The sequence below is a fragment of the Chondromyces apiculatus DSM 436 genome, from assembly GCF_000601485.1.
GTDB classification, from domain to species: Bacteria; Myxococcota_A; Polyangia; order Polyangiales; family Polyangiaceae; genus Chondromyces; species Chondromyces apiculatus.
In genome coordinates this window covers 15,581-41,925 of record NZ_ASRX01000047.1, presented here as the reverse complement: position 1 = coordinate 41,925, position 26,345 = coordinate 15,581, and the positions used below count along the sequence as shown (strand labels likewise).

At 70.8% G+C, this 26,345-nt stretch carries 17 protein-coding genes and 2 pseudogenes; 5 read left to right on the top strand and 14 right to left on the bottom strand.

Annotated features, from left to right (window positions below):
- Nucleotides 1–54: 54 nt before the first annotated feature.
- The 4 genes from CAP_RS26710 to CAP_RS26695 all read right to left on the bottom strand — a co-directional run bounded on the left by CAP_RS26710 (nt 55) and on the right by CAP_RS26695 (nt 7,636).
- Complete coding sequence (locus CAP_RS26710; RefSeq protein ID WP_044246115.1) at nt 55–2,025, bottom strand: ArnT family glycosyltransferase; 1,971 nt, start codon at nt 2,023–2,025, stop codon at nt 55–57.
- Nucleotides 2,022–5,033 (bottom strand): protein O-mannosyl-transferase family, encoded by a 3,012-nt coding sequence (locus tag CAP_RS26705; protein ID WP_044246112.1) that lies wholly within the window; start codon nt 5,031–5,033, stop codon nt 2,022–2,024. Before CAP_RS26705 ends, CAP_RS26710 begins: the two co-directional genes overlap by 4 nt.
- A 117-nt stretch (nt 5,034–5,150) precedes the next feature.
- The gene (gene aroC / locus CAP_RS26700) at nt 5,151–6,320 is read right to left on the bottom strand and encodes a chorismate synthase (RefSeq protein WP_044246111.1); all 1,170 of its coding nucleotides are present in this window, start codon (nt 6,318–6,320) and stop codon (nt 5,151–5,153) included.
- Nucleotides 6,321–6,373: 53 nt separating this feature from the next.
- Nucleotides 6,374–7,636, bottom strand: coding sequence for an NAD(P)/FAD-dependent oxidoreductase (locus CAP_RS26695; protein ID WP_081865292.1), 1,263 nt, complete (start codon nt 7,634–7,636; stop codon nt 6,374–6,376).
- Between the two features lie 174 nt (nt 7,637–7,810).
- Here CAP_RS26695 and CAP_RS26690 point away from each other — a divergent pair, with 174 nt between their 5' ends.
- The 3 genes from CAP_RS26690 to CAP_RS54040 all read left to right on the top strand — a co-directional run bounded on the left by CAP_RS26690 (nt 7,811) and on the right by CAP_RS54040 (nt 11,175).
- Nucleotides 7,811–9,214 (top strand): sigma-54 interaction domain-containing protein, encoded by a 1,404-nt coding sequence (locus tag CAP_RS26690; RefSeq protein WP_044246107.1) that lies wholly within the window; start codon nt 7,811–7,813, stop codon nt 9,212–9,214.
- Between the two features lie 138 nt (nt 9,215–9,352).
- Nucleotides 9,353–10,051: an MBL fold metallo-hydrolase gene (locus CAP_RS26685; protein ID WP_044246105.1), complete on the top strand. Its 699-nt coding sequence runs from the start codon at nt 9,353–9,355 to the stop codon at nt 10,049–10,051.
- Nucleotides 10,052–10,065: 14 nt separating this feature from the next.
- Entirely contained in the window at nt 10,066–11,175 is a 1,110-nt protein-coding gene (locus CAP_RS54040; protein ID WP_370865994.1) for a sulfite exporter TauE/SafE family protein, read from the top strand.
- 55 nt (nt 11,176–11,230) lie between these two features.
- Here CAP_RS54040 and CAP_RS26675 read toward each other — a convergent pair.
- From CAP_RS26675 to CAP_RS26665, 3 genes and pseudogenes are all read right to left on the bottom strand, one after another.
- Nucleotides 11,231–12,373 (bottom strand): annotated as a pseudogene (locus CAP_RS26675) (peptidase MATCAP family protein); the annotation flags it as partial.
- 122 nt (nt 12,374–12,495) lie between these two features.
- Nucleotides 12,496–13,221 (bottom strand): annotated as a pseudogene (locus CAP_RS26670) (PAS domain-containing protein); the annotation flags it as partial.
- A 103-nt stretch (nt 13,222–13,324) separates the two neighbouring features.
- Nucleotides 13,325–13,699, bottom strand: a complete 375-nt coding sequence (locus tag CAP_RS26665) for a hypothetical protein (protein WP_044246098.1) — start codon at nt 13,697–13,699, stop codon at nt 13,325–13,327.
- 164 nt (nt 13,700–13,863) lie between these two features.
- On the opposite strand from CAP_RS26665, the gene CAP_RS26660 reads away from it, so the two are divergent.
- Nucleotides 13,864–15,588: a hypothetical protein gene (locus CAP_RS26660; RefSeq protein WP_156041163.1), complete on the top strand. Its 1,725-nt coding sequence runs from the start codon at nt 13,864–13,866 to the stop codon at nt 15,586–15,588.
- Between the two features lie 161 nt (nt 15,589–15,749).
- On the opposite strand, the gene CAP_RS26655 is transcribed toward CAP_RS26660, so the two are convergent.
- From CAP_RS26655 to CAP_RS26645, 3 genes are read right to left on the bottom strand one after another with little or no spacing between them, the layout of a single operon-like run.
- Nucleotides 15,750–16,916 (bottom strand): acyltransferase family protein, encoded by a 1,167-nt coding sequence (locus CAP_RS26655; RefSeq protein WP_044246093.1) that lies wholly within the window; start codon nt 16,914–16,916, stop codon nt 15,750–15,752.
- On the bottom strand, nt 16,913–17,737 hold the full coding sequence (murI, locus tag CAP_RS26650) for a glutamate racemase (protein ID WP_044246090.1): 825 nt from the start codon (nt 17,735–17,737) through the stop codon (nt 16,913–16,915). Before murI ends, CAP_RS26655 begins: the two co-directional genes overlap by 4 nt.
- Entirely contained in the window at nt 17,734–19,155 is a 1,422-nt protein-coding gene (locus CAP_RS26645) for a homoserine dehydrogenase (RefSeq protein ID WP_081865285.1), read from the bottom strand. The genes murI and CAP_RS26645 overlap by 4 nt, the downstream gene beginning before the upstream one ends.
- Before the next feature lie 55 nt (nt 19,156–19,210).
- On the opposite strand from CAP_RS26645, the gene CAP_RS26640 reads away from it, so the two are divergent.
- A complete protein-coding gene (locus tag CAP_RS26640; RefSeq protein ID WP_044246087.1) occupies nt 19,211–21,160 on the top strand; it encodes a type VI secretion system contractile sheath domain-containing protein in 1,950 nt (649 codons plus the stop codon).
- 120 nt (nt 21,161–21,280) lie between these two features.
- On the opposite strand, the gene tssC is transcribed toward CAP_RS26640, so the two are convergent.
- From tssC to tagF, 4 genes are all read right to left on the bottom strand, one after another.
- On the bottom strand, nt 21,281–22,765 hold the full coding sequence (tssC, locus tag CAP_RS26635) for a type VI secretion system contractile sheath large subunit (RefSeq protein WP_044246084.1): 1,485 nt from the start codon (nt 22,763–22,765) through the stop codon (nt 21,281–21,283).
- 3 nt (nt 22,766–22,768) lie between these two features.
- Entirely contained in the window at nt 22,769–23,266 is a 498-nt protein-coding gene (tssB, locus tag CAP_RS26630; RefSeq protein WP_044246080.1) for a type VI secretion system contractile sheath small subunit, read from the bottom strand.
- 340 nt (nt 23,267–23,606) lie between these two features.
- A complete protein-coding gene (gene tssA / locus CAP_RS26625) occupies nt 23,607–25,292 on the bottom strand; it encodes a type VI secretion system protein TssA (RefSeq protein ID WP_044246078.1) in 1,686 nt (561 codons plus the stop codon).
- Nucleotides 25,293–25,360: 68 nt separating this feature from the next.
- A complete protein-coding gene (gene tagF, locus CAP_RS26620; RefSeq protein ID WP_044246075.1) occupies nt 25,361–26,341 on the bottom strand; it encodes a type VI secretion system-associated protein TagF in 981 nt (326 codons plus the stop codon).
- Nucleotides 26,342–26,345: the final 4 nt, after the last annotated feature.

The following is a 26,345-nucleotide window of genomic DNA, read 5'->3' as shown; positions in this document are numbered from 1 at the left end:
CGCCGGAGGCGCGCGTGGCGCATGATCGACAAGGTGCGCCTCGACGGGCGCGCCTCAGCGCAGGAGGAGATGTCCGAGTGAATAGGCGCGATCACCGCGCACCGCCCGCAGCCGAAGCTCCTTCACCCGCAGCGCGGGCGGATCGAGCTTCTCGATGTAGCGCGTGAGCCCCGTGCCTTGCCGGCTCGGGCCCACGGTGAGCGTGCGCGATCCGTCTGCGCTCTCCAGGACGATCTCGTAGCGGTCGTTGCTGTCGACGGTCAGGTCGATCTCCTGGACGTCTTTGCCGTACGTCTTGAACTGGAGGATGTGGTTGCCCTCGAAGAGGAGGTTCCCCGCGGCGTCCCAGGGCGTCCCTTCCGTCACGAGCTTGCCCACGTCGGAGAGCTGCACGGGCACGAGGCGCTGGCTCAGGCGCAGGGCGAGCCCCCACTTCGGCGTCCAGTACAGCACCGACAGCGCGAGGAACGCGACGCACAGCGCCTCTCCCACGGGGGCGAGGGCGCGGTCCTGCCGGCGCATGTGCCCCACGGCCGCGGCGTAGAGCACGGCGGCGGGCACCAGCGCCGGGAAGATGTGGCGGAAGTCGGTGTGGTGAGGCGCTGGGAGGAGGATCCGGAAGGCCGCCAGGAACGCGACGAGGAAGACGAGCGCGAGGATGACCGCGACGTAGCGGCGCGCCCCTTCCCGCGAGGCCGACGCCGTCGCGGTGAGGCCGAAGGCGATCATGCCGAGCAGGAGCGCCGCCATCACGGCCGCGACGTCCCGGTTCAGCTCGTAGGCGGTCTCCCGGTCAGGCACCTTGTTGTGGGTCCCGAACATGCTCGACTTGAGGAGGTGGCTCCAGAAGAACTGCCGCCCCGAGTCATCGCGATCGGTGAGGATGAACGGCTGGCGGATGAAGCCGTCCACGTCGAAGTAGAGGTAGTTGTACGGCTTGTTCTCCATCAGCGCGGACGGGTTCACGTCGCACGCCGACCCGAGCACGCGGTGACAGACGGAGTTGCCGCTGCGGCCCGCCTGGCCCTTGCGCAGCGTGTTCAGCCCAAGCGACACCGCGAGCACCACCCCCACCACCGCCGCCCGCCGGAGGAGCGCGATCCGCCCGTCGGGGCGCAGGAGCCGCAGCCCGATGAGCACCACGAGGAGCAAGATGAGCGGGTACGCGCTCGACTTGGTGAGCACGCCGAGCGCGCACATCACCGCCGAGAGGTACAGGTCCCGCGGGCGCTCCTCCTGGTACCAGCACACCGCGTGGTACAGCGCCGCGACGAGGAGCGCGCTCACCAGCGTGTCGTTGTGGACCCGCACGCTGTTGTGGACGCTGTACGGCCAGAGCATGATCACCGCCGTCGCCAGCCACACGAGGCGCGGCGCATCGAGCAGCCGCCGGGCGGTGAGCACGCCGTAGATCGCGAAGCCCATGGTGATGAGCAGCGACAGGATCTGGAGGCCGACCACGGGCGGCGCCACGCGGGTCGCCTTGAAGAACGCATACACCCCGGCGCCGAGCACGTAATAGAGCGGCGGGTGGTGGCAGATCAGGCACTTCGACGCCGGCGGGAGCTGCCGCTGGGTGACGATGTGCTCGATGTACTCGAGCTGAACGCCGCCATCGTAGTTGCGCTCGCCCAGATCGGTGTAGCCGAGGTACAGGCAGTAGAAGCCCATGCCGCCCACGATCAGCACCGTGGTCGGCACGTCGAGGCGCAGCCGCCGGAGGCCCATGACCAGCATCCCGGCGACGAGGAGCCCCGCCACCGTGGAGCGCGCCGCGACGTGGAGCTTGAGCGGCGCCGCGACCAGCGCGAGCAGGAGCAAGAGCGCCATGCCCACGCCGAGGGCGAGCGTGAGCGGCCGGCGGCGCGCCAGGGCGACGACGCGGTCCCAGGGGCGGGTCTTCACGGGCGCGCTCGCGGTGTTCGAGGGCGGCGCCGACGCAGGCTCGGGTGGCGTCGCTGCGTGCTCGGTCTCCTCCGGCGCGTCCCCGGAGGTGGTCTCGGGCTCTTTCTCTTCGCGGCTCATCGCGGCGACGCCTCCCAGGCGAGGGCCTCGCGGCTGCGCGCCGAGCCCACGGTGAACGCGAACTCCAGGAGCACGCGCTTGCACGGCGCGCCTTCGGGCACCGCGCCCTCTCCCACCTCACCCACCGAGCAAGCCTGCACCGTGTACTCCCCCTCGGGCGCCGCGGTGGTGGTCCGCAGGAGCGAGAGCCGCTCCTCGCGGCCCGAGACGGCTTCGGCCGTCGCCACCCTGTGCCCCACCGGATCGTAGACGCACACCCGCACGCCGTGGCGCACCGGAGCGCCGCGCCGGTCGGGGCGGGCCGCGTCGTAGTGGAACTGCTCGAACCAGTGCAACCGCATGTGAACCGGATCTCCCGGAGCGAAGGCGCGCCGCGCGTCGTCGTCGTCGCCCTCCGGGAGCGCGGAGAGGTAGCTCGCCGAGAGCAGGATCGGGAAGGTGCTCGGCTGGTAAGGCTGGAGCGGCGGGTCCCGCCTCGGCCCGAGGGGAGGCCTCACGGCCACGCGCTGGAGGATCTCCCCGCAGCCCGGGAGCGCCTCGATGTCGGCGGTGTACACCACCTGGTTCACGCGCCCCCGGTTCACCAGCGCGAACTCGGCGGAGGGGCGCTGGTAGGCGGGGCCGACCCACCCCCGTGGGTTCGTCTTCTGGTCACCTTGCCAGAGGGTCACCGCGTTGCGCTCGTAGACTGGTCGCTCGTCGATGTGGCTGCGGATGAGGCGGTCGATGGTGATCTCCACCTTCGCCCGCGGCACGATCCCCCCTTCCTCGGCCGACACCACGCAGGTCTCCGCGAGCGCGCTCTTCCGGTGCGCGTGGTCCCAGCACTTGCAGGCGTCCGCGTGCTGCTTGCGGTACTCGGCGTCCACGCAGCCCGGCTCGTCGCCGCGCACCACCTTGTCGTCCACCGCCGCTTTCGCAGCACCCTTCTCGGCCTCCCCGGCAGCCTCGCTCCCGGCAGCCTCGCTCCCCCCCGCGGGCTTGTCGCCCTCGGCCACGTCCGCGGCATCCTGCGCGCCGGCCGCGACCTCGCCCGCGCCGTCCTTCGTGCCCTCGCCCTCTGCGCCTTGCTCCTTCGCACCGGGGGCTGCTTTCGGGGCGACCTTGAGGCGCCGGGCGGCGGCCGGGTTCCTCGGCCTCGCCTGGCCGAACGACACCCAGGCCCCCTTGTCACCGAGGTCCATGCGCTTCGCGAACGTGCCGCAGCGCGCGACGAACGCGGCAGGATCGGAGGCGTACTCGGGCGCCATCGGATCGCAGCTCGACGGGTAGCGGCCGCGCAGGTAGCGCTGGTACCAGGGCGCGTGCATGGTCCCCACGTCGAGCGTCGCGAAGTCGAGGCCCTGGTCCAGCACGTGGTGCTGATACCACATGTTGAAGAGGTAACCGTCGCCCTGGGTCAGGTACACCGCCCCGCGCGGCACGGTGGTCACCACCTCGGCGCCGTAGCTCCCGCCCACCTCCACGCGATCGCCGATGCTCGACGCGCGCGAGAGAGAGACCGGCACGAACGTCGCGGCGAGGCCCGCGAGGAGCACCGCGGGGAGCACTGCCGGGCCGAGCTGCCGCGCCCGCGACGCCTCCCCCGCGCGCGCACGCCACGCCGCGATCGCGCCGAGCGCCGCGCCGACGCCGATGAGCGCGAGCGGCACGCCGACGTAGACGCCCCCCGCGCGGGCGGCGATGGCAGGCACGCGCTTGGTGAGCTGCGCGTACCCGACCACCGCGACGGCGTACCCGAGGGCCATGACTGCGGTCGCGGCGAGCGCCATCCACCGCCGTGATGCGAGCGGCCTGGCCCGCGCGGCGCGCAGGAGCCACCACAGGCCGGCTCCCATGAACATCACGCACGGGAAGAGCGCCGGGATGAAGTAGTTCGCGTAGTCGCCGACCGCGTAATAGATGCCGTGGGCGACGTTGAAGAGGAGCAGCGCCGCGAAGAGCACGCCGATGCGCGCCGCGCGCCGGAAGACGGTGCCGAGGCCCACGAGCAGGAGCAGCGTCCCTGCAGGCAGGAACTGCCGATCGAAGTTCCCGGGGATCCTGCGGATGCGACCGAGGTAGCCCGCGAGCTCTCCGCCGCCGAAGAAGCCGCTGTATTGCTTTCCGCTCACGTGATAGACGAGCCGATCCCAGCCGTTCACGTCGTTCCACGGGACCCCCGTGGTGTGCGCGTTGGCCCAGATCAGGTAGCCGTAGCTGAGCAGCGGCAGCGCGCCGATGACGCACGCCACGGGGAAGACCCAGGCGTCCTTGAGCGGCGACCACGCGGCGATCCCCGGACGCCAGCGCCGCGCGATGCGCGCCACCGGCCACCCGAGCCACCCGAGCCACCCGAGCCACCCGACGAAGAGGCCCGGGAGCCGCAGGAGCAAGTAGATCGCCGCGGCCGGCAGGAAGTACACCATGGTCACGTGGTGCGCGAGGCCGAGGCCCATGGGGACCGCGGCCGCGGCGATGAGCGCGGCGCGACGGGTCACCTCGTAGCGCACCCAGAGGCGCCCGGCCCAGGTGACCAGGAAGAGGTGGAGCGGGTAGACCTCGGGGATGCGGACCTGTTCCCAGACGAGGTGGGCGATGCCGAGCAGGAAGGCGGAGACGAGGCCTGCCACGTCGGCGTCCACCGCGCTCGTGCCCGCGCCGGCGTGCGCGCCGGGGCTGCCCCAGATCTGGAGGAGGAGGGTCAGCTCGCGGACCGCACGCGCCGTGAAGAGGGCGGCTCCGAGGGCACAGAGCACGTTGAACAGCTCGACCTTCACGCACGGCGAGACGGGGATCGGCAGGATGCGCGTGAAGGCGTGCCCGACGAGCGCGAAGAGCGGGTAGCCGGTGGGGTGCGGGACGCCGAGGGTCCAGATGGCGGTGACCAGCTCGGGGCCGTCGGAGAAGGTGGGGCCGCTGGCGAGCGTGGGCAGGTAGAGGGCGAGCAGCGCGAGGACCAGGACGACCTGACCGCGCCTGAAGAGGCGGGAGATCGGGACGAGCGCGGCCTCGCTCGGGGTGGGCATGGCCGCGCCTTGTAAGGCATCTGGGGGCGGCGGGCGAGGCCCTGGCGGGGCTCGTTCCCCGCGGAGGTCGTTCCCCGCGGGGCGAAGGGAGGCGGGCCCCCTCGCAGCGCCGCGTCATCAGAACTGCGCGAGCTGCGCCCTGAAGCCTTCGAGGTTGCGCCTCACCTCGCCCAGGCTGTCGCCGCCGAGCTTTTCGAGGAGCGCGGAGGTCAGGGTGATGGCCACCATGGCCTCCCCGACCACGGAAGCGGCGGGGACGGCGCAGACGTCGCTGCGCTCGAAGGCGGCGTCGAAGACCTCCTTCGAGCGCACGTCGACGGAGGGGAGCGCGCGCTTCAGGGTGGCGATGGGCTTCATCGCGGCGCGGCACACGAGGGGCATGCCGTTCGAGATGCCCCCCTCGGTGCCCCCGGCGCGGTTCGTGGGGCGGGTGAAGGCGCGGGCCTCGGCGTCGTAGCCGATGGCGTCGTGCACCTCGGAGCCCGGGCGCTGCGCGGCCTCGAAGCCGAGCCCGATCTCGACGCCCTTGATGGCCTGGATGCTCATCAGCGCCTGGGCGAGGCGCCCGTCGAGCTTGCGATCCCACTGGGTGTGGCTGCCGAGGCCCGGCGGGACGCCGGTGGCGACGACCTCGAACACCCCGCCGAGCGTGTCGCCCCGGTGGGCGGCGTCGCGGATGGCGCCGCGCATCGCCTCGGCCGCATCGGCGTCCGCGCAGGCGAGGTCCGAGGCGCGGGCGCGGGCGCGCAGGTCCTCCGGGGTGAGGGCCGCAAGGGCGGCAGCGGCGACCGGTCCGATGGCGACCACGTGGGCGAAGACCTCGACGCCGAGCACCCCGAGGAGCTTCTTGCACACGCCTCCCACCGCGACGCGCGCCGCCGTCTCGCGGGCGCTCGCGCGTTCGAGGATGTCACGCAGGTCATGGCGGTCGTGCTTCAACCCCCCCGCGAGATCGGCATGGCCCGGGCGGGGACGGGTGAGCGGCTCGGGGGGAGCGTCGAAGGGAGCGGCGCCCATGCGGCCCGTCCAGCTCGCGTGATCCCGGTTCTCGATCACCAGGGCGATGGGGCTGCCGAGGGTCTCGCCACCGCGCACGCCCGCGGTGAAGCGCACCCGGTCCTGCTCGATCTTCATGCGGGCGCCGCGGCCGTAGCCGCGCTGCCGCCGGCCGAGATCCTCGTCGATGTCGGCGGCGAGGAGCGGGAGTCCGGCGGGGATGCCCTCCAGGATGGCGGTGATCTCGGGGCCGTGAGACTCGCCGGCGGTGACCCAGCGGAGCACTGTCATGCGGCGCATCCTGGCATGAGGCGGGCTCGGGTGCCTCGTTTAGCCCACGTGGCTCAGGCGCGACCGCGGAGCATGAAGTCCCAGTAGAGGCGAGGGAGGCCGTACTTCTTCATCAGCCACATGTCGTGGCGCTCCTTCCGGGTGTCGATGAGGGGGAAGCTCGGGGCGGGCTTGCCGTCGTAATCGAACTCCGCGAGGAGCAGCTTTCCATAGCCGGTGGTGAGCGGGCAGGAGGCGTAGCCGTCGTAGCGGGCCGTGAGCTCTCGCCCCGCCATCGCGGCGAGCAGGTTCTCCACGAGGACTGGCGCCTGCTTGCGGATGGCGGCGCCGGTCCGCGAGGTGGGCAGGTCCGAGGCGTCGCCCAGCGCGAAGACCTCGGCGTGGTCGGGGTGTTGCAGCGTGTACTTGTCGGCCTTCACCCAGCCCTTGCTGGGACCGTCGGCGTGCGCGAGGGGGCTCTGCTTGATAAAATCCGGCGCGCTCTGCGGCGGGGTCACGTGCAGCAGATCGTAGGGCAGGATGACCTCCACCTTGATGTCGCCGTCGCCGGGGACCTGGAAGACGGCCTCGCGCCTGTCGCTGCGCACCTCCACCAGATCGTGCTGGAAGCGGGGGACGATCCCGTGCCGCGCCACCACGCGCTCCAGCACCTCGGCGAAGGGCCTCACGCCGAAGATGGTCTTGCCCGCCGAGCAGAACGCCACGTTCACGCGCTCGCGCACGCCCCGGAGCCGCCAGTGGTCGGCCGCGAGGTACATGATCTTCTGCGGCGCGCCGGCGCATTTCACCGGCGTCGCGGGGTGGGTGAACAGCGCCTCGCCGCCCTCGAACGCGCGGATCATCTCCCAGGTCTTGGGGGCGAGCGTCACGTCGTAGTTGCTGGACACCTGGGGTGTCTGCAGGGCCTCGCGCAGCCCACGCACCCCGTCCCAGTCGAGCTGGATGCCGGGCGCGACGACCAGGAAGTCGTAGCCGACCCGCAGGCCTGACGAGGTGCGCACCTCCCGCGCCACGGGGTCCACCTCCTCGGCCCGCTCCTGGATCCAGCGCACGTCGCGCGGGATGAAGTCCGCCTCGTCGCGCACGGTGTCTTCCACGCGCGCCTCTCCGGCGCCGACCAGCGTCCAGAGAGGCTGGTAGTAGTGCTTCGCGGAAGGTTCGAGGATCGCCATGTCCTTCACCCCCCGGCGGCGCAGCCGGGCAGCGACGGTGATGCCTGCGGTGCCGCCGCCGATGATCACCACGCGGAAGTGCTCACGGGCGGACTTGAGCGCGTGCGGCGCGAGCTGGGCGCTGGGAGTCGAGGTGGTGTTCATGAGCTTCTCCAGGGGGGCAGCGGGTTCGTCAGCGGGCATGAGCAGGGATCGTGCCGACGCCGTCTCCTCGCGATCGGAAGCCGAAAACCGGCGCCGCGGAGGCGGCGCTGCGTCCCTGGAACGGACGTGAAACGTTCATGAAACACCGGTGCACCGCTGCGCTATGCGAGCCCCATGAAGCGAACGGCTGCCGCCACGGAGGTCGATGCGCCGCGCGCGCTGAGCCAGGCGCTGCGGGCGCTGGAGACGCTCCTCGGCCCCACGGTGCTGCTCGACGCGCAGGCGCGGGTGGTCGCGCTCGGCGCGGAGGCCCAGGTCCTCGTCCCGCGGGGAGCCGAGGTGGGCGCGCGGTTCCACGAGGCGCTCACGGGGACGGAGGACGATTGCCAGGCGGCGCTGCGCGCCGCGCGCGAGGGCCTCATCACGCTGAGGGGAGGCGCGGGAGGGGCAGGTCAGCGCCAGCTCCGGGTCCGAGCGGTACGTCTGAGCGAGCGGGGCAAAGATGCGGGGTGGAGCGTCCACCTCGCGCCTTGCGCGGTGGATCCGGACCATCGCGAGGAGCGCTTCCAGGGCATGTGGACCCAGGACTCCCGCATGCGCCGGCTCTTTCGCATCGTGGAGAAGGCCGCGAGGACCGACGTCACCGTGCTCCTCCGCGGCGAGAGCGGCACGGGCAAGGAGAAGGTGGCCTGCGCGCTGCACGCGCTCTCTCCCCGCGCGCACGGGCCGTTCCGCGCCATCAACTGCGCGGCCCTGTCGCCGAGCCTCCTGGAGAGCGAGCTGTTCGGCCACGCGCGGGGTGCGTTCACGGGCGCCGTACGCGACAGCCCTGGCCACTTCCGGCTGGCGCAGGGAGGGACGCTGTTCCTCGACGAGGTCGCGGAGATGCCGCTCGATCTCCAGGCGAAGATGCTGCGGGTGCTGGAGACGCACTCGGTGATCCCGGTGGGGGGCCGCGAGCCCGTCTCGGTGGACGTGCGCATCGTCTCCGCGACCCACCGCGCGCTGCGGCACGAGGTGGAGCAGGGGCGCTTCCGCGCCGATCTCATGTACCGGCTGCGGGTGGTCCCCATCTTCCTGCCGCCCCTGCGCGAGCGCCCCGGCGACATCCTTCCGCTGGCCGAGCAGTTCCTCGCCGAGTTCAACGCGCGCGGCGGCCGTACGGTGCAGCGCATCTGCGCGCGGGCGCGCCGCCAGCTCGAGGAGTACGCCTGGCCGGGCAACGTCCGCGAGCTGCGCAACGCCATGGAGTACGCGCACGTGATGGGCGAGCACGCGACCCTCACCGAGGCCGACCTGCCCCCGGAGTTCAACGAGCAAGCCCGCCCCGTGCGCCTCCCCCTGTCGCCCGCGAGCATCACCTCGCCGCTTCCGCCGTCCTCGCCCTCGCTGCCCTCACCGCCGTCGCTGCCCTCCGCCGGTGCGCGCGACCCGCTCGTCGAGGTGAGCCTCGGCGACATCCGCCGCGCGCTCGCCCGCACGGGCGGGAGGCGGGCCCGTGCCGCCGCATTGCTGGGGATCAGCCGGATCACCCTGTGGCGACGGCTCAAGGAGGCGGAGCGCGACGAGAAGCGCTGAAACGCTCGTGAAACGATGGTGAAACGCCTCGCGCGCGTCCCCCGTGGGGGAGGTACCCAGCGCGATCCGCCGTGATTCCCCGGCAATCCGGCGGTGGCATCCGGCTCGCAGAGAGGCGCCGACGAGGAGGCCCGAACCGTGATCTTCCGTCAGCTCTTCGACCCCGAGTCCTCGACCTATACCTACCTCGTCGGCGACCCCCGGTTGCACGAGGCTGCGCTGATCGATCCCGTCCTCGGCCAGGCCGAACGGGACCTGGCGCTGGTGCGCGACCTCGATCTGCGACTCACCCACACCCTGGAGACGCACGTCCATGCCGACCACGTGACGGCGTCGGGCCTGCTGCGCGAGCGGACCGGCTGCCGGGCCGTCGCCGGCGCGGGAGGGGCGTCGTGCGCGGACGTGCACGGCCACGATGGAGACGTGGTGCGCGTCGGCGCGCTGGAGCTCCGCATCCTGGCCACGCCCGGCCACACCGACGACAGCGTGAGCTACCTGATGGCCGACCGCGTCTTCACGGGGGACGCGCTCTTCGTGCGCGGCACGGGGCGCACCGACTTCCAGAACGGAGACGCGGGGACCCTCTACGACTCCATCACCCGCCAGCTCTTCTCTCTGCCGGACGAGACCCTGGTGTACCCGGGACACGACTACCGGGGCCACACGGTCACCACCATCGGCGAGGAGAAGCGGCTCAACCCGCGCCTCGCCGGCAAGAATCGGGCGGCGTTCATCGCGCTCATGGGCACGCTGCACCTGCCGGCGCCGAAGCAGCTTCACATCGCCGTACCCATGAACCGCGCCTGCGGGCGCGCCGCTGCCATCACCCAGGGATGAACAGGAGCGCGGCCATGATCACGCTCGCGCTCGGCGCCGCGCTGTCCCTCGCGGCGGGTCTCTCGCTCGGGCTCTTCGGGGGCGGCGGCTCGCTCCTGACCGTGCCCATCCTCGTCTACGTGCTGGGCATGGCGCCGCGCGACGCGACGCTCACGTCACTCGTGGTGGTCGGGGCGACGAGCGCTCTGGCCCTCGCCTCGCACGCCAGGGAGGGTCGGGTGGCGTGGGGCATCGGCGTGCTCTTCGGTGCGGCCGGCATGGCAGGCGCCGCGCTCGGCGGGAGCCTCGCGGCGTTCGTGCCGGAAGCCCTGCTGCTCCTGGTGTTCGCGGGCACGGTGCTCGTCGTCGCTGCCGCGATGCTGCGCGAGGCCCCCGCTTCGGCCCCCGCTTCGGCCACCGTTTCGGCCACCGTTTCGGCCACCGTTTCGGCCACCGCTTCGGCCACCGCTTCGGCCGCCGCCCAGGCCCGCCCCGCGCCACGACGGCCCCTCAAGGCGCTCGTCAACGGGTTCGGCGTCGGCATCCTGACGGGCCTCGTGGGCGCTGGGGGCGGGTTCCTCGTGGTCCCCGCGCTGGTCCTCTTCGCCGGCCTCGCCATGCCGCAGGCCGTGGCCACGTCGCTGCTGGTCATCACCTTGAACGCTGGCGCCGGGTTCGCGAGCGCGAGGATGGGCGGCGCGCATGTCGACTGGGCCCTGTCCGGAAGCCTGGCCGCGGCCTCCATCGCTGGCGCGCTCCTCGGCGCGAGGCTCGGGCGCCGCCTGTCTCCAGAGCGCCTGCGCAGGGGGTTCGCGTTCTTCGTCCTGGCCCTCGGGGCGTTCATGCTGGCGCGAGAGATCGGCGGCCTCCTGCGCGTCGCACCAACGCGAGCGACAGCGCTCGCCCTGGGCGCCGCAGCGGCCGCGACTGCGCTGATAGCGTACCTGGTGGCGCGGTGCTGGCCCGCGCGTCGTACCCCGGTCAGGCGCCTCGCCGGGCCTTGCCCCTGGGCGCCTCGACCTTCGGTGCAGCGGCACGTTTCCCTTCGGACCCGGACCCCGAGGAGGGAGGACCAGCCAGGGCCGCCACGTCCAGAAGTGATCGGAAGTGCTGCTCCACCGGGTCGAGATCGATTCCATCCATGAACGAGGTGAACGCGAAGAAGGGGAGCAGGGTGTCCCAGGCGCGCAGCCACTCGGGCAGGTACCGGGGCCTGACCACGGCGCCGGTCGCGCGCAGCGCGGAGAGGGCGGCGATGTCGTCGAGCGCCAGCCTGCCGCAGACGAGCAGCTCCACCTCGTCCCGGAGACCTCCGCGCAGGACGGCGGCGAGGAACGCGTACACTTCGAGCAGACCGCCGAGGTAGCAGGCGTCCTTGGTGAAGGGAGCGCCTCCCTCCACGAGGCCACCGCGGCAGACACGCTGGGCGTCGAAGTAGGCGTCGCGCCGCTCCGAGCCCTGCTCGCGCAGGAAGCGATACAGGTCGAGGAAGCTCGCGCCCTGCTCGGCCATGTCCACGAGGCGCACGCGGGTGGCGAGACGGACGAGGCGGCCGATGGAGAGGGTGCGGTGGTACAGCTCGGCAAAGAGGGCGAGGCCCTCCTGGGTGCGGGTGCTCCGGGGTCCCCCGGAGCGGAGGAAGGTGAGCACCGGCTGCGCCGCGCCGTTGTGCGCGGTGAGGGCGTGGGTCTCCACCTCGTGCACCCAGAGCCCTTCGGCCTCGCGCGGGGTAAAGGTGGCGTCGGGCCGGATGCGCACGCGGGTCATGCCCGCGACGACCTTGGCGGTGATGCGCGGGTCGAGGGTCACCTCGACATCGAGGGCGGGGCGGCGGGCGGCGATGCGGCTGGCGAGGAAATCGCGGAGGGCCGGGGCGTTGAGGGGCTCGTCGTGCGGGTCCGAGGCCTCGTCCCAGCCGTGGATGGTCATGCGCGCCGCGAGGTGCTCGGCGAGGTCGCGGTTCCTGAGCTGGCCGCCGAAGAACGAGGAGCTGGCGCTGCCGTAGAGCGCGCACGAGCGGGTGTGGAAGTCGCGGGTGCCGGCGGCGTTCAGCAGCTCCGCGCCCTCGATCTGGGAGCGGATGCAGTCCCGGAGCCACGCGAGGACGGGATGGTCGCCGTCGACGGAGCGGAGCAGTTCGTCGAGCTCGGCGATGCGCTTGCGGAGCGCCTCCCGATCCGGGGAGTACGTGACCTCCGGCAGGCGGGCCTCGCCCTCCGCGAAGAAGCGCTCCTCCACGTCGCGGGGCCAGGCAATGCCCTCCAGGACCCGGGTCCCCGCGCGCGCGGCGAGCCGCGGGGCGACGCGCGCGATCTGGTCGAGCGTGGCGCGATCGATCTCCATCGCAGGCATATTCGCCCGGATGAACGGGCTTCAAAAGGCCCTCGACGCAGCCGCCACGCCGCGCCCCCCGCGCCCCGCCCTGAGCGCGTGGGCGATTCCATCCTGCAGCGTGCCGAGCGTGGTCAGCCCTGCGAGCGAGGCATCCGTGCGCACCAAGGTCTGGGCGATGGGAGCGCTGATGCCAGCGCCTGCTGCATCTCGTTGCGCTCGGCCTCCGCGCGCTTGCGATCGGTGACGTCCGTCCCGATCCCGCAGAGCCCGAGGGTCACCCCGGCGCTGTCGACCACGGGAAACTTGGTGATGAGCACGTGGCGCTCCCCGCCCGGCATGGCGACGGCGTACTCGAACGCCACCGGCCCCTTCGCCGCGAGCACCGCGCGATCCTGCGCCTTCACCTGCGCGGTGATCTCGGGCGGGAAGAACGCCTCGTCCGTCTTGCCGAGCATCTCCGGGAGGGTCCGCTTCATGGCGCGCAGCGCGCGGGCCTTCACCATCACGTAGCGGCCCTGCACGTCCTTGACGTAGATCAGGCTCGGCGCGTGCTCCACCACCGAGGTGAGGACCGCGCGGCTGTGTGCGAGGGTCTCTTCGAGCCGCACGTCGCCCTCGGGATCGATCTCCCCCACGATCTCCGCCTCCCCCCCCTCCGCGCTGCGAACGATGGTGTAGGTCCACCGGCACAGGAGGCGCTGGCCAGCGCTGGTGAGCGCCGCGGTGCGCGATGACTGAAGGTCCACTCGCAGGATGGAGAGGAGGCCGAAGCGCCTGTGCTCCGCCGGAATCTCGGGGGGAAAGAGCACGTCGAGGAAGGGCTGCCCGAGGATCTCCTCGCTCGTGTAGCCGAGGAGCCGCTCGGCTTCGGAGGTTGGCGGGGATGCGCGGGGTGCGCGGGGTACTTAGGAGATGCGGGCGGCGGCGTCGCTGCTGGCGCCGCGGATGGTGCTGGCTTCGTCAGTACGGGTTCGGCGGACCGCCGCCGGTCCCCGGGTCGGGCACCGGGCAAAGCGAGGCATCGTAGACGTAGCAGGTGCCCGTATCGACGTCGCAGCAGTTGGCCTGCGTGTTCGGCACCGCAGCGCACGTCGTCGCGCAGTCGCTGTCCTGCGTGCACGACGGCGCACACGTATCGACGGGACCCGAGCTGGTGGTGGTCGTGGTCCCCGCCCCGCCCGTTCCGGCAGCGCCGCCCTCACCGCCAGCACCACCCTCTCCTTCTCCGCTCGTGTCGTCGACATCGGAGAAGAGGTCCTCGCTGCCCGAAGCACAGGCGACGAGGAAGGTGGCGGTGACGAGCGCAATCGTGGCGAAAGGACGGGTTAGTTTCACGGTTCGACCTGGCCAGCGTTCTGCAGTTGTGATGAGGATAGGCGAATGTACGCGGTGGGACAACAACCTCCTGCGGCGCCTTTCGGATGACGTCTGCACCTGATCATGCCGCTGTGACGACCACGCCAACGCAGCGCGGCGAGAGCGAGCCATCACGCGCGGGCATGACGGACGCACCCCGCACGCCGCGATCGTGGCTCGTCCCCATGCTCATCCTGGTGGCAGGCTTGATCCTTTTCTTTCCTGCCATCCGGTCCCGCTACCTGCTCGACGATTACCTGCACGCCTCGATCCTGAAGGGGACGTTCCCCGTGTCGAGGAGCCCCTTCGATCTCTACACGTTCGTCGCAGAGCAGGATCGCGCGACGCTGCTCGATCATGGCGTGCTGCCCTGGTGGACGGATCCGCAGATCAAGATCCGCTTCTTCCGTCCGCTCTCCAGCATTCTCATCTGGGCCGATCACCGCCTCCTCGGTGGTGATCCTTTCCCCCTTCACCTGCACTCACTCTGCTGGTGGGCCGCTGCGGTGCTCGCGACGCGCGCGCTCTTCCTGCGCGTGCTCACGGCGCGGGTCGCGACGCTGGCGACGGTGATCTTCGCGCTCGCGCCTTGCCACGCCCTCCCCCTCGCATGGCTCGCCAACCGCGAGGCGTTCATCTCGCTCACCTTCGGGTTGCTCGCGCTGGCGGCGATGCTCCGCTTCCACGAGGCAGGCCGCGCGCGCGAGGTGGCGCTCGCGGCAGGCTTCTCCTCGCTCTCGCTGCTCGGCGGTGAGTACGCCTTCAGCGCCGCAGGGTACATGCTCGCCCTCGCCGTGCTGGCGCGCGAGGTGCCGGTGAAGCGGCGCGCGGTCGGGCTCCTGTCGTTCGGCGTCCCCGCGGCCGTCTACCTCACGCTGCGCGCGCGCCTCGGGTACGGGACGGCGGGATCGGGCTTCTACACGGACCCCTTCGGCGCGCCGCTCGCGTACCTGCGCCACGCACCCCGGCGCGCGGTCACGCTGCTCGCCGAGGGGTGGTTCTCGCTCGACGGCGAGACGCTCGATCAAAAGACCCCGGCGTGGCTGCTCACCTTGTGCTTCATCCCCGCCGCGGCGCTGCTCTTCGTGGGCATGCGGCGAGCGTTCGCGGGGCTCGACGCCGCGCGAAGAGCGAGCGCGTGGTGGCTCCTCGGGGGCTCGCTGCTCGCCCTGGTGCCCGTGCTCGCGGTACAGCCCTCGCCACGCCTGCTCGGGGCCTCCATGGTGGGCACGGCCGCGGCGGTGGCGCTCGTGCTCGATCAGGCCTGGTTCAGGACGGTGGAGCAGCCGCGGCTCGGAGAGCTGGTGGGCTTCGTGGCGCTCGCCCTGGGCTTCTTCCACCTCGTGCACGCGCCGGTGACCTCGTGGCTCGTCGGGCGCTTCTATCAGCGCTCTTCAGCGCGCTTCGAGGCCTCGGCTCAGGCGTTCGCGAAGGGCCTCGACGGCGACCCCGAGGGCGAGACCATGGTGATGCGCACTGCGGGCGGCGCGTTCTTCCTGCCCTTCGCGCTGCCGCCAGAGGTGGTGAGGCCGAAGCGCTGGAACATCCTCGCCCACACGGGCCACGTGCTCTCGCTCCGGCGAGGGCCGCGCACGCTGGAGCTGGTGGTCCCGGAGGACCAGAGCATCTACCCCGCGGGCCCCGGCAACCTCTACCGCACCGAGGACACCGAGGCCGCGCGCGAAGGGACGGTGGCCGTGGCCGGGATGCGGATCACGATCCTGAAGCGAGGCTCCGAGGGACCGCGCGTCGTGCGCGTCGAGGCCGACCGCGATCTGGACGCCTACACGTGGGGCGTGGAGAAGAAGACGCGCTTCGACGAGATCCAGCCCCCCGCCGTGGGGCTCGGGAAGCCGTTCGATCCCTGATACATACGGCCGGGGGCACTGTCCGCTTCCCGAGGCGACGGGCGTCAGGCCCGAAGCGGCAAAGCGCGCTGGAAATTACGGGTGGATCGCGGAGTGGGGGGCCCCGAAGAGCTTTGCTCGGCGGGGGGCGGGGGCGCGAGCCCCTGCCGTGTGAATGAGGCTCAGGCGGCGAGCCGCTGGCGGATCCAGAGCGACGGCTTCTCGATGAGCACGTGCATGACGTAGCCGATCGCGAGCGAGATGAGGATGGTGACCGCGAGGGAGGCCGGCCAGAGGAGCGCCATGGACACGCGCTGTGCCTGGAGAGCCTTGGTGGCAGGCACGACCACGTAATCGATGATGGGGATGTGCACGAGGTACACCCCGTAGCCGAGCGTGGCCACCCTGCGGAACACCGGCCGGGAGAGCGCGCGGTGAATCCAGCCGTCGCCGTGGAGCAGGAGGAGCAGGCCGCAGAAGTACATGACGCTGGTGATCGTGCCCCAGGCGAACATGTGCATGAGCTGGACGTGCTCTGCGCCGAAGAGCTCGGGGCGCAGGAGGAGCCACAGGCACGTGAGCGCAGGCAAGGCGAGCAGGGCGCGGTGCAGCGGGTCCGTGAGCCAGGCGCTGAGGCGGTCGCCGTAGCGGGCGTGCACGAAGGCGAGGAGGACCCCGGCGACGAGGGTGTCGAAGCGGGTGTGGGTGCGGAAGTAGAGCGACTCGTAGAGGTCGAAGTCGTTCCAGGGCCTGTACCGGAAGTAGATGACGAGGCGGACGATGAGGGCGGAGATCCCGAACGCCGAGAGCAGCCCGATGCGGGCGCGGTCGCTCCGGAGCCGGTGGAGCACGAAGAAGAGCACGGGGACGGTGAGGTAGAACTGCTCTTCGAGCGCGAGAGACCAGCCCCAGACCATGACCACGTGCCGGGGATCGAGCTCGAGGAAGTTGGTCCCGTAGATGTACTCGAACGGGAGGTTCTCGCGCTGGGCGGCCGTGAGCGGGAGCGCGAGCGCGAGCGTGGTGAGCACGACGTAGTACGAGGGGAAGGTGCGGAAGACGCGGCGGATGTAGAAGCGGCGGATGTTCTGGGTGCCGCTGTCCTGGAGCGAGCGAAGGAGGATCGACCCGATGAGGAAGCCGCTCAGCAGGAAGAAGAGGTCCATGCCGAAGAAGATGGTGAGGGAGCCGTCGACGAAGCCCCGCGGGAGCTGCAGGTGCTGCTGCGTCGCGAAGATCCAGGTGATGTGGTACTGGACGACGCTGATGATCGCGAGCACGCGCAGGCCGTGCAGCGCGGGGTAGCGGTTGTCGAGCAGATCGAGCGAGAAGAAGCCGCGCGCATTCAAAGGTCGATGACCTCGACGTCCTCGGCTGGCTCGCCCAGGAAGCGGGCCGCCACGTCGGAGAAGCTCCGGGGGCGGTCGGTGACCATGAGATGGAGCTTGCCCCGCTCCGAGCGCGCGGTGGCGAGGCCGCGCTCCACGAGGAAGGCGGCCACCTCGTCGGCCGTGGCCGAGGCGCTGTCGACGATGGTCAGGGGGCGGCCGGCGAGCGCCGTCGCCTCGGCCTCGATGGGCTCGCGGAGCAGGGGGAAGTGGGTGCAGCCGAGCACGATGGTGCGGGCCCCTGCCTGGACCACGGGTTCGAGATACCGGCGCGCCACGAGGCGGGGGACCTCGCCGTCGAGCCAGCCCTCCTCGGCGAGAGAGACGAGGAGCGGGGCCGGCTGGCCGATGATCTCGGTGCGCGTGGAGAGCGCGGCGATGGCGCGGGGATACGCGCCAGAGGAGATGGTGCCCGCAGTCCCCAGCACGCCGACCGGGGCTCCGGAGGAGGCCGCCACGGCGGCGCGGGCGCCCGGCAGGATGACGCCGAGGACAGGGAGGTCGAGCTCGATGCGGAGCATGTCGAGCGCGACCGCGCTGACGGTGTTGCAGGCGACCACGATGGCCTTGACCCCGCGCCGCGTGAGGACGCGGGAGCAGCCGAGCGCGTAGCGGACGATGGTCTCGGGGGAGCGAGGTCCGTAAGGCACCCGGGCGGTGTCGCCGAGGTACACGATGTCCTCGGCGGGGCAGCACGCGCGCAACGCGCGCACCACGGTGAGACCGCCGAGGCCGGAGTCGAAGACGCCGAGGGGAGCGGAGGGAGCGGAGGGAGCGGTCACACGGCCTCGATGCGGAGCAGGCGCGCCGGGCGATCGAGGATCGCGGCGCTGTCGATGGCGGCGAGCGCAGCGCGCACGTTCCCTTCGCGCGCGCGGTGGGTGACCATCACCACGTCGACCGAGGCGCCCCCGGGCTGCGGCTCGCCTTCCTGGACGATGTGCTCGATGCTGACGCCGGCATCGCCCAGGGCCCCCGCGAGGCGCCCCATGACGCCGGGGCGGTCGGCGACGGTGAAGCGCAGGTAGTAGCGGGACTCGACCTCCGCGAGGGGGCGGAGGGGGCGCTCGGCGAGGGCGATGCCGCGGGTCTGCATGCCGGCGACGCCGGAGGCGATGGAGCGCGCGACGTCGACGATGTCGGCGACGACGCTCACCGCGGTGGGGAGGTCGCCGGCGCCGCGGCCGTACACCAGGGAGGGGCCGAGGGCGCGCCCCTCGACGAGGACCGCGTTGAGCACGCCGGAGACGTTGGCGAGCACGCTGCGCCTGGGGATGAGGGTGGGATGAACCCGCAGCTCCACGGTGCCCCCGAGGTCGCGCCCGATGGCGAGGTGCTTGATGGCGTAGCCGAAGCGGTCGGCGTGGCGGTGGTCGGCCTCCTCCAGGGCTCGGATGCCCTCGACCGGGACCTCGCCTTCGGCGACCCGGGCGCCGAAAGCGAGCATGGCGAGGACGACGAGCTTGTGGGCAGCGTCGTGGCCGTCGACGTCGAGGGTGGGGTCGGCCTCGGCGTAGCCGCGCTCCTGCGCCTCCGCGAGCGCCGCCGCGAACGAGGCGCCGCCCTCGCGCATGCGGGTGAGGATGTAGTTGCAGGTGCCATTGAGGATGGCGACGATGCGCTCGACGCGGTCGGAGGCGAAGGACTCGCGGAGGTTGCGGACGATGGGGATGCCGCCCCCCGCCGCGCCCTCGAAGGCGAGGTCGACGCGGCGCTCCACGGCGCGGGCGAGGAGCGCCGGGCCGTGGGCCGCGAGGAGGAGCTTGTTGGCCGTGACCACGCCCTTGCCGCGATCCATGGCCCGGGCGAGCAGCTCGCGCGCCGGCTCCTCGCCACCCATCACCTCGACGATGAGATCGATCTCGGGGTCGGAGACGACGGCGTCAGGATCGGTGGTGAGGAGGGAGGGATCGCACTCGGGGACGCGCTGCTTGTCGAGCTCGCGGACGGCGATGCGCCGGACGACCAGGGGTGCACCGGCGCGGGCGGCGAGGTTCGCGCTCTTGTCCGCGAGGAGGCGGAGCACCCCGCCGCCGACCGTGCCGCACCCGAGGAGGCCGATCTGGATCGGCGCTCCGCCGCGGAGGCGCCGTCGTTCCGGGCCAGGAGGCGCGCTGGGCCGGGTCGTCGCCGAAGCTGCGGGAGGTTCGGCCGCGCCGGGATGCAGGGAGCGCTCCGAGGGATCACCGGGCTGTGTCATTGGCGCGGAGCTTAGCGCTTCTCGGGAGGGCCGTCGGCGCCTATCCTCGCGTGCCATGGCGGGTGAAACCAAGGGCTTCCTCACGGGTCAGATGAAGTTCAACGTCAGTGACGAGGTGGGGAAAGGCACCGAGGCACCGCTGCTTCCTCTGCGGCTGATCGTGGTGGCCGATCTCGTGCCGCGAGATCCGCACAACGCAGGAGCGAGCCCGCCAGGGAGCGCCATCCGGATCGATCCGAGCCGCTTCGACGCGCTCTTCACGACGCTGCGGCCGCGGGTCGCGATCGAGGTCCCCAGCGTGCTCGCTGACGGGCGCAGCGTGCGGGTGGACCTGGCGCCGACGAGCCTGAAGAGCTTCCGGCCGGATGGTCTGTGCGCCGAGGTGCCGCTGCTCCGGGGGCTGCTCGATGGGCGGCTCGCGCTGGACCGTCTGCGCGACGGATCGATCACCGTGGAGCAGGCGCGCGCGGAGCTGCACCGGCTCTGGAGCGGGTCGCCGTTCGCCGAGGAGGTGCTGGGCTTGCTGCCGTCAGGTGCGTCGGCGGCAGGCTCCAGAGCTGCAGGAGGAGCTTCCCCCGCCGCAGCATCCCCTCCCACAGCAGCTCCGGAGGGCGCGGGGCTCGACTCGCTGCTCTCCCTGGTCGATCTGGGCGGCGGGGATACCGGCGGCGGGGATGCGCCGGCCCCCGCGCAGGCTGGCAGCGCTCCGAGGTCGGCGTCGGCATCGCCGGGGAACCGGATCTCGGAGCTGATCCATGCCGTCGTGCAGAGCGCCCGTCCGAAGGCCGGCAAGCCCGTGCAGCCGTCGCAGGCCATCGCGGCGGTGGAGCGGGCGCTGGGTGCTCAGCTCGGCGCCATCCTGCAGCACCCGGAGGTGAAGCGGCTGGAGGCGGCGTGGAGGAGCCTGAGCTTCCTCGTGGAGCGGGCGAAGTCGCACCACGGCACGCGCATCGAGGTGGTGGTGTCGCGGCCAGAGGACGCCGCGAGCGGGTTGAGCCGGCTGCTCAAGGAGACGGCGAGCTCGGAGCCGCCTGCCACGGCGGCAGTGGTGGACATCGAGGTGGATGGCAGCGCGCCGTCCTTCGCGCGGCTGGAAGCGATCGCGGCGCTCGCCGAGGCCTACACGATGCCGACCATCGTCAACGGGACAGCGAAGCTGCTCAGGCTCGACGACCTCGGGGACGTGGAGCGGCGGGACAACAAGGCGTCGGTGTTCCAGGCACCCGAGCAGGCGCCCTGGCGGTCGGCCGCCGCGAAGCACGCGATGCGCTGGGTGACCATCGCGCTGAACCGCGCGCTCGCCAGGGGCCCCTATGACAAGGGCACCTCGCGGGTGCGGGAGGCGGTGATCACGGAGGAGCCGCGGGACGAAGCCGCGTGCGTGTGGCTCTCTCCGGCCTACCTGGTGGCGTCCCTCATCCTGGGGAGCTTCCGGGAGACGGGGTGGCCATGCCGGGTCGTGGGAGCGCGGACCGGGGGCCTCGTGGAGAACTTGCAGGTGCGCGAGGTGAAGGGCGGCTACGAGGGAGACGAAGGGGTGGCGATCCCGACCGAGGTGTTCATCTCCACGGATACGCAGCGCGAGCTGGCCCGCCACGGGGTGCTGATGCTCGCCTCGGCGCCGAACAGCGACGCGGTCTACCTGCTCACGGCGCCCACGGCCTACGTACCGCCGGAGAAGCGGACGTACGACAGCGCGACGACGGAGCCCGAAAACCGGCTGGAGCGGGTCTCGCTCGTGGACCAGCTCTTCGTGGGACGGCTCGTGCAGTTCGTGCGGACGCTGTGCGCGAAGCTGCCTCCCGGGAGCGACCCTGCCGAGGTGCAGCCGGTGCTCGAGGGCGCCCTCTGGGCGCTGTTCGACAATGCGGCGCCCGCAAGCGTCGAGCTGTCGGTGAAGGCCCGCGCCGAGAGCGACGGGACAGTGGTCGACGTCCAGGTGCGGCCGCGGCGCTTCCTCGGCGTGGGCATCGACGAGATCGGCTTCGAGATCCCGCTCGGCTGAGATCCCCGTCGGGGGAGCCGCGGCGGGCGACACAGGCGGGGGGGCCAACCAGCATCGACAAAACGCGAAGCCCCCCTCTCCAGCCGGAGAGGAGGGCTTCGTCACCCGCGCGGGTGAGGGCTACTCCTTGTCGAGCTTGCCCACGAGGCTCAGGGTGAAGAACGAGCCCATGTACTTGAAGTGCGGGCGCACCTGCATGTCGACCTTGTACCAGCCCGCGTTGCCCTCGACCTCGGTGACGATGATCTTGGCCTTGCGGAGCGGGCGGCGGCTGCGGACGACCGGCGACACGACGTCCTGGTCCGCCACGTACTGGCCGATCCAGTCGTTGAGCTCGCGCTCGAGATCGACGCGCTCCTTCCAGCTACCGATCTGCTCGCGCTGCAGCACCTTCAGGTAGTGCGCGAGGCGGCAGATGATGAACATGTACGGGAGCTGCGTGCCGAGGCGGTAGTTGAGCTCCGCCGCGCGACCCTCTTCGCTCTGGCCGAAGTACTTGGGCTTCTGCACCGAGTTGGCCGAGAAGAAGCAGGCGTTGTCCGAGTCCTTGCGGAAGGTCAGCGCGATGAAGCCCTCCTCGGAGAGCTCGAACTCGCGACGATCCGTGATGTAGATCTCGGTCGGGCACTTGGTCTGGATCTCGCCCATCGCCTCGTACTGGTGGAGCGGCAGGTTCTCGACCGCGCCGCCCGACTGGGGGCCGATGACGTTCGGGCACCACCGGAACTTGGCGAAGCTGTCGGCGAGCCGCGTGGCGAACGCGTAGGTCGCGTTGCCCCACAGATACCTGTCGTGGCTGCCGACGACCTCCTCCTCGTAGTTGAAGCCCTTCACCGGGACGGTGTTCACGCCGTAGGGCAGGCGGAGGAGGAACCGCGGCATGAGGAGGCCCACGTAGCGTGAGTCCTCGGTCTCGCGGAACGAGTTGTACTTGGTGTACTGCGGCCCCTCGAAGAGGGCCTTCAGGTCCTTCAGGTTCGGCAGGTTGACGAAGTCCTTGAGGCCGAAGAACTGGGGACCTGCCGCAGCGAGGAAGGGCGCGTGCGCCATGGTGGCCACGGCCGCGCACTTCTGCAGGAGGGCGATGTCCTGAGGACCCGGGCCGAACTCGAAGTTCGACACGATCGCGCCGTACGGCTTTCCACCGAACTGGCCGAACTCCGCCGAGTACACGGTCTTGTACAGACCGCTCTTCACGACCTCGGGGGCGTCCTCGAAGTCGTTGAGGAGGTCTTCCTTCGAGCAGTTGAGAAGCTCGATCTTGACGTTCTCGCGGAAGTCGGTGCGATCGATGAGGAACTTGAGCCCGCGCCAGGCGCTCTCAAGCTTCTGGAAGTGCGGGTTGTGGAGGATCTCGTCGACCTGCCGGGAGAGCTTGGCGTCGATCTCCGAGATCATCGCGTCGACGAGCGCCTTGTCGATCTTCTCGCCCTCACGCTTCGGCGTGACGAGCTCCGCGATGAAGGCCTGAACGCCACGCTTGGCGATCTCGTAGGCCTCGTCACCCGGGGTCATCTTGGTCTCGGCGAGGATCTCTTCGAGCAGCGAGTTCCCTTCGAGGGTCTGGACGCCGCTCGCTCCTTGCGCCTGTGTCTCAGTGGCCATGGATCACTCCTCTCCCTTCTGAAGGCCAAGCTCGGTGACAAGCCGGTTGCGCTGGGCCGGATCGCTCAGAATCTGCTGGATCTTGTTGCGGAAGGCCTTCTCGTTGCCGAGCGGACCCTTGAGCGCGGTGAGCGCCGCGCGCAGGTCGAGGAGCTTCTTGAGCTCCGGGACCTGGTTCGCGATCGCCTCGGGCTCCATGTCGCTGAGGCGGCGGAACTTCAGGTTCACCGTGAGCTCGTCGTCCTCGTTCTCGGAGAGGCGATTCTTCACGTTCGCGGTGAGCGCGAGCTTCTGCTCGCTCATCACCTTCTGGAAGTTGTCCTTGTCGACGTTGATCGGCTTGCGGTCCTCGAGGGGCCGCGGGTCGGGTCGCCCGGTGTAATCACCGAGCATGAGGAGCTTCAGAGGGAGCTCAACGTCTTCTTTCGCGTTCCCGGTAGCCGGCTTGTACGTGATGTTGACGCGCTCTTTGGGCGCTACGGATTGCTCTTTCGACGACATCGCAGAAGGCTCCTTTCCCCTCGTGCTGAGCTGTTCCCGAAGCGGCCTCGCGTCGGCCGTCGGCCATGATCCTCAATCGGGGGCTTGGCCAGGCGATCCGGCTTCACCCCCCCAATCCCGAGAAGGGCGCCCGAGCATATCTCAGAATGCATGCTGCGCGGGAAGATGATCCAAGCGCATTTCAATGCGCTGACGCCTCGCGCCACGCACGAACCAAGACGACCCATGGCCAGTGCGTGCGCAGGACGCGACCTTCCCGGCACCTCACGGGTATGCGGCGGCACGCGACGACATCGCGTCCAGGTTCATGCGGACGCGCGGCGCATGATTTCCGTGCTTGTCAGCTAGTCAGGAGCTTGTAGGCAGCGGCCGCGTCGAGTTGACACAGGCGCTCCAGGACGCGCTGCTCGCGGTCCCGTGCCTCGGGCGTCACCTCGTAGCCCTGGTTGAGCGCGCGGTGCACCGTGTAGAGGCCGGCATAGAGGGTTGCACAAAGCTCGGGTTGCCAGTCCATGAGGTGGTGCTGCTCGACCACCCGCTCCAGCTCCTCGAGCTGCGCGCGCGCGATGAGGTGCTGCTGGACGTCGATGCACATCTCGGCAAGCGCGAGCTTGGTGCGAAACCGATCGAGCGGCGTGGGGGCATTCATCGTCGCCTTCGTCAGCACTGCGAGCGCGTCTGCAGGTTGATCGGCGGCGAGCAGGCCACGCGCTTCCGAGAGCGGCTTGTCGAGGTAGCTCTTCACGCGCGCAGGCCCGCCACCACCACCACCGCCGAGACTCGCGGTGACCTCCGACTGGATCCAGTTCTTCGTCTCCTCGTCGGCGAAGGGGGTCCCGTCGCTGAACGACATGCTCGGCAAGTTCGGCAACCGCTGCAGGAGCAACGCGACCTCCGAGAGCACCGCTTGCTTCGCCAGCGCATAGTCCTCCCCGAGAGCATCGAGCGCCGCTGCCAGGTAGCGGTGGGGATCGAGCCAGAAGGGGTTGTTGATGGCGAGCTCGTCGGCCACCGAGAGCATGTCCTGGAAGCTGCCGGAGGCGAGCATCGAGGGGAGCGCCTGGAGGACGTGCTCGCGCGGCGCCTCCAGCATCGTCCGGCCATCGCCACCAGGGGCGTACGGATCTCCGACCATCTCCATCCACAGCGCGGACCTCATGAGCCGGTAGCCCGTCGGGTCCTTGGGATCCGCCACGCGGAGCGCGTCTCCGGCGCGCTGGAGGATGAGCGCGCACTCCCTCACGGCAGAGTTGGCAGAATCCGCATCGGTGATCGAGGTGGCGCTCAGCCCAGGCGCGGCCGCCGGTGCCGCCGCGACAGGAGCAGGCGCCGCCACGACCTGCACCGGGGCGGCGGGCGCCGGAGCGGGGGCTGCCGCGGCAGGCTGGGGCGCTGCCTGCACAGGAGGCGGCGGCGGCGGAGGAGGTGGTGGTGGCGGCGGCGGCGGCGGTGGCGCTTCCTTGGGGAGGCCCGCGACGAGCCCACGCATGAAGCTGCGCAGGTCGCTCATGCCTCCGTAGGATTCACCGAGCTTGTCGGCCAGGTCGTTGTCCAGTTGCCGGCTCGCCTTCTCGAGCGCGTTGACGACATCCGCGTCCTTGGCCGTGGGCTGGAAACTGCGAATGGACGCCACCGCCTGGGTACCGAACCAGGGGCACAGGTTTCCGCGTGCCTTGGGGCGGCGGAGCGCCGGGTACATGGTTTCCCAGAAGACGTTGCAGAGCTCCTGCACCAGCACCAGACCTTCGAGGAGACCTGCTGGTCCTCCTGTCTGGGCCTTGGCCGTGGCGTAGAAGAGAGCCACCCGGAAGTCCTTCGACTTCTCGGAGAGGAGCTCGCTGGCGCTGTTGATGACCGTTCCCCAGTCGACCTTGCCGCCTGCAAGCGACGAGATCTTGTCGACTTCGTTCTTGAGCGCCTCGAAGACCTCGTCGTACGTGACGTCCACGCCCACGCCCCCGTCGATGGGCTCCAGCATGGATTCGATGTTGGATCGTGCTGCGTTGATCGCGTCGTCCGCCGCCATGGAGACGCGAGCATAGCCGCAGCCTGAAGCGTCGAGGAGGCGTTTTGCGATGGCCTCGTCGCGGCTATCTACTGGCTGGCCAGGGCGTCGAGGAAGCTGGCGAGGGTCAGATCGGTGCGGGCGACCAGGCCGTCGAGTTGAGAACCCAGCGCGCGCCGCGAGGCTGCCTCGTCCAGGGTGGGTGGCCCGCAGAGATCGGCCACGAACTCGGCCTGTCCCGTGGGAGCGATCATCTCCCGGAACGACCCGACGTGCGGTGGGCCGAGGTGGAGGAGCGCGGCTTGCTGGGGCGTCCAGAAGACGTTGGGCAAAGTCCGCGTCCACCGGGAGAGACGGAGGGTCACGTCCATCCACACGGCAGCCGAATAGGCGTTACCTGCGCCGAGCGGCAAGCGGAGGGCGAGACCCGTCTTCGGTAGCTCTTGGCCGCGGAAAGGCACGACGGACTCGAGGATCATCTGCAGGACCCAGAAGCGGCTGGCGTCGGTGCCGAAGCCCGCGTCCCAGAGGGATTTCATGCTCTGCGTGGTGAGCCAGGCGCGGTAGCCGGCGCTGGCGGCGTCCGGATCCTCCAGCGTGGGTAGCGCGATGCGTGACACGCGGTCGAGGAAGGCGTCGACGGGCAGCATGCGGCCCGCGGTGGCCACCTCGTAGGCGGCCGTGAGCAGCGGCCACAAGGCAATGGGCAGCGCTGGCCCCGTGGCGGCGAGCTGGCCGTAGTCATACGAACCGAAGACGACCATGGGGTAGAGCCGACCCGCGTTGTCCCCGCTCGCAGCCCACGCCCCCACGAGAGCCCGCGACGGGGTGTCTTCCCCCTTGGGCTCTCCCCTGAAGATGAACAAGCCGACCGCCGGTTGGTAGGACGCATCGAACTGCGGTCCCATGGATCGGCGGGCGAAATCGATCGCGCCACCCATCCATCGATCGAAGAGCGCGAGTTCCTCGCCGCCCGCATTCAGGCGAATGAAATCACCGGTCGATGGAAGCTTGCCGAAACATCCGATCTGCGGCGGTGCAGCGGGAGCCTTCTTGCGACGCCAGAACATAGGA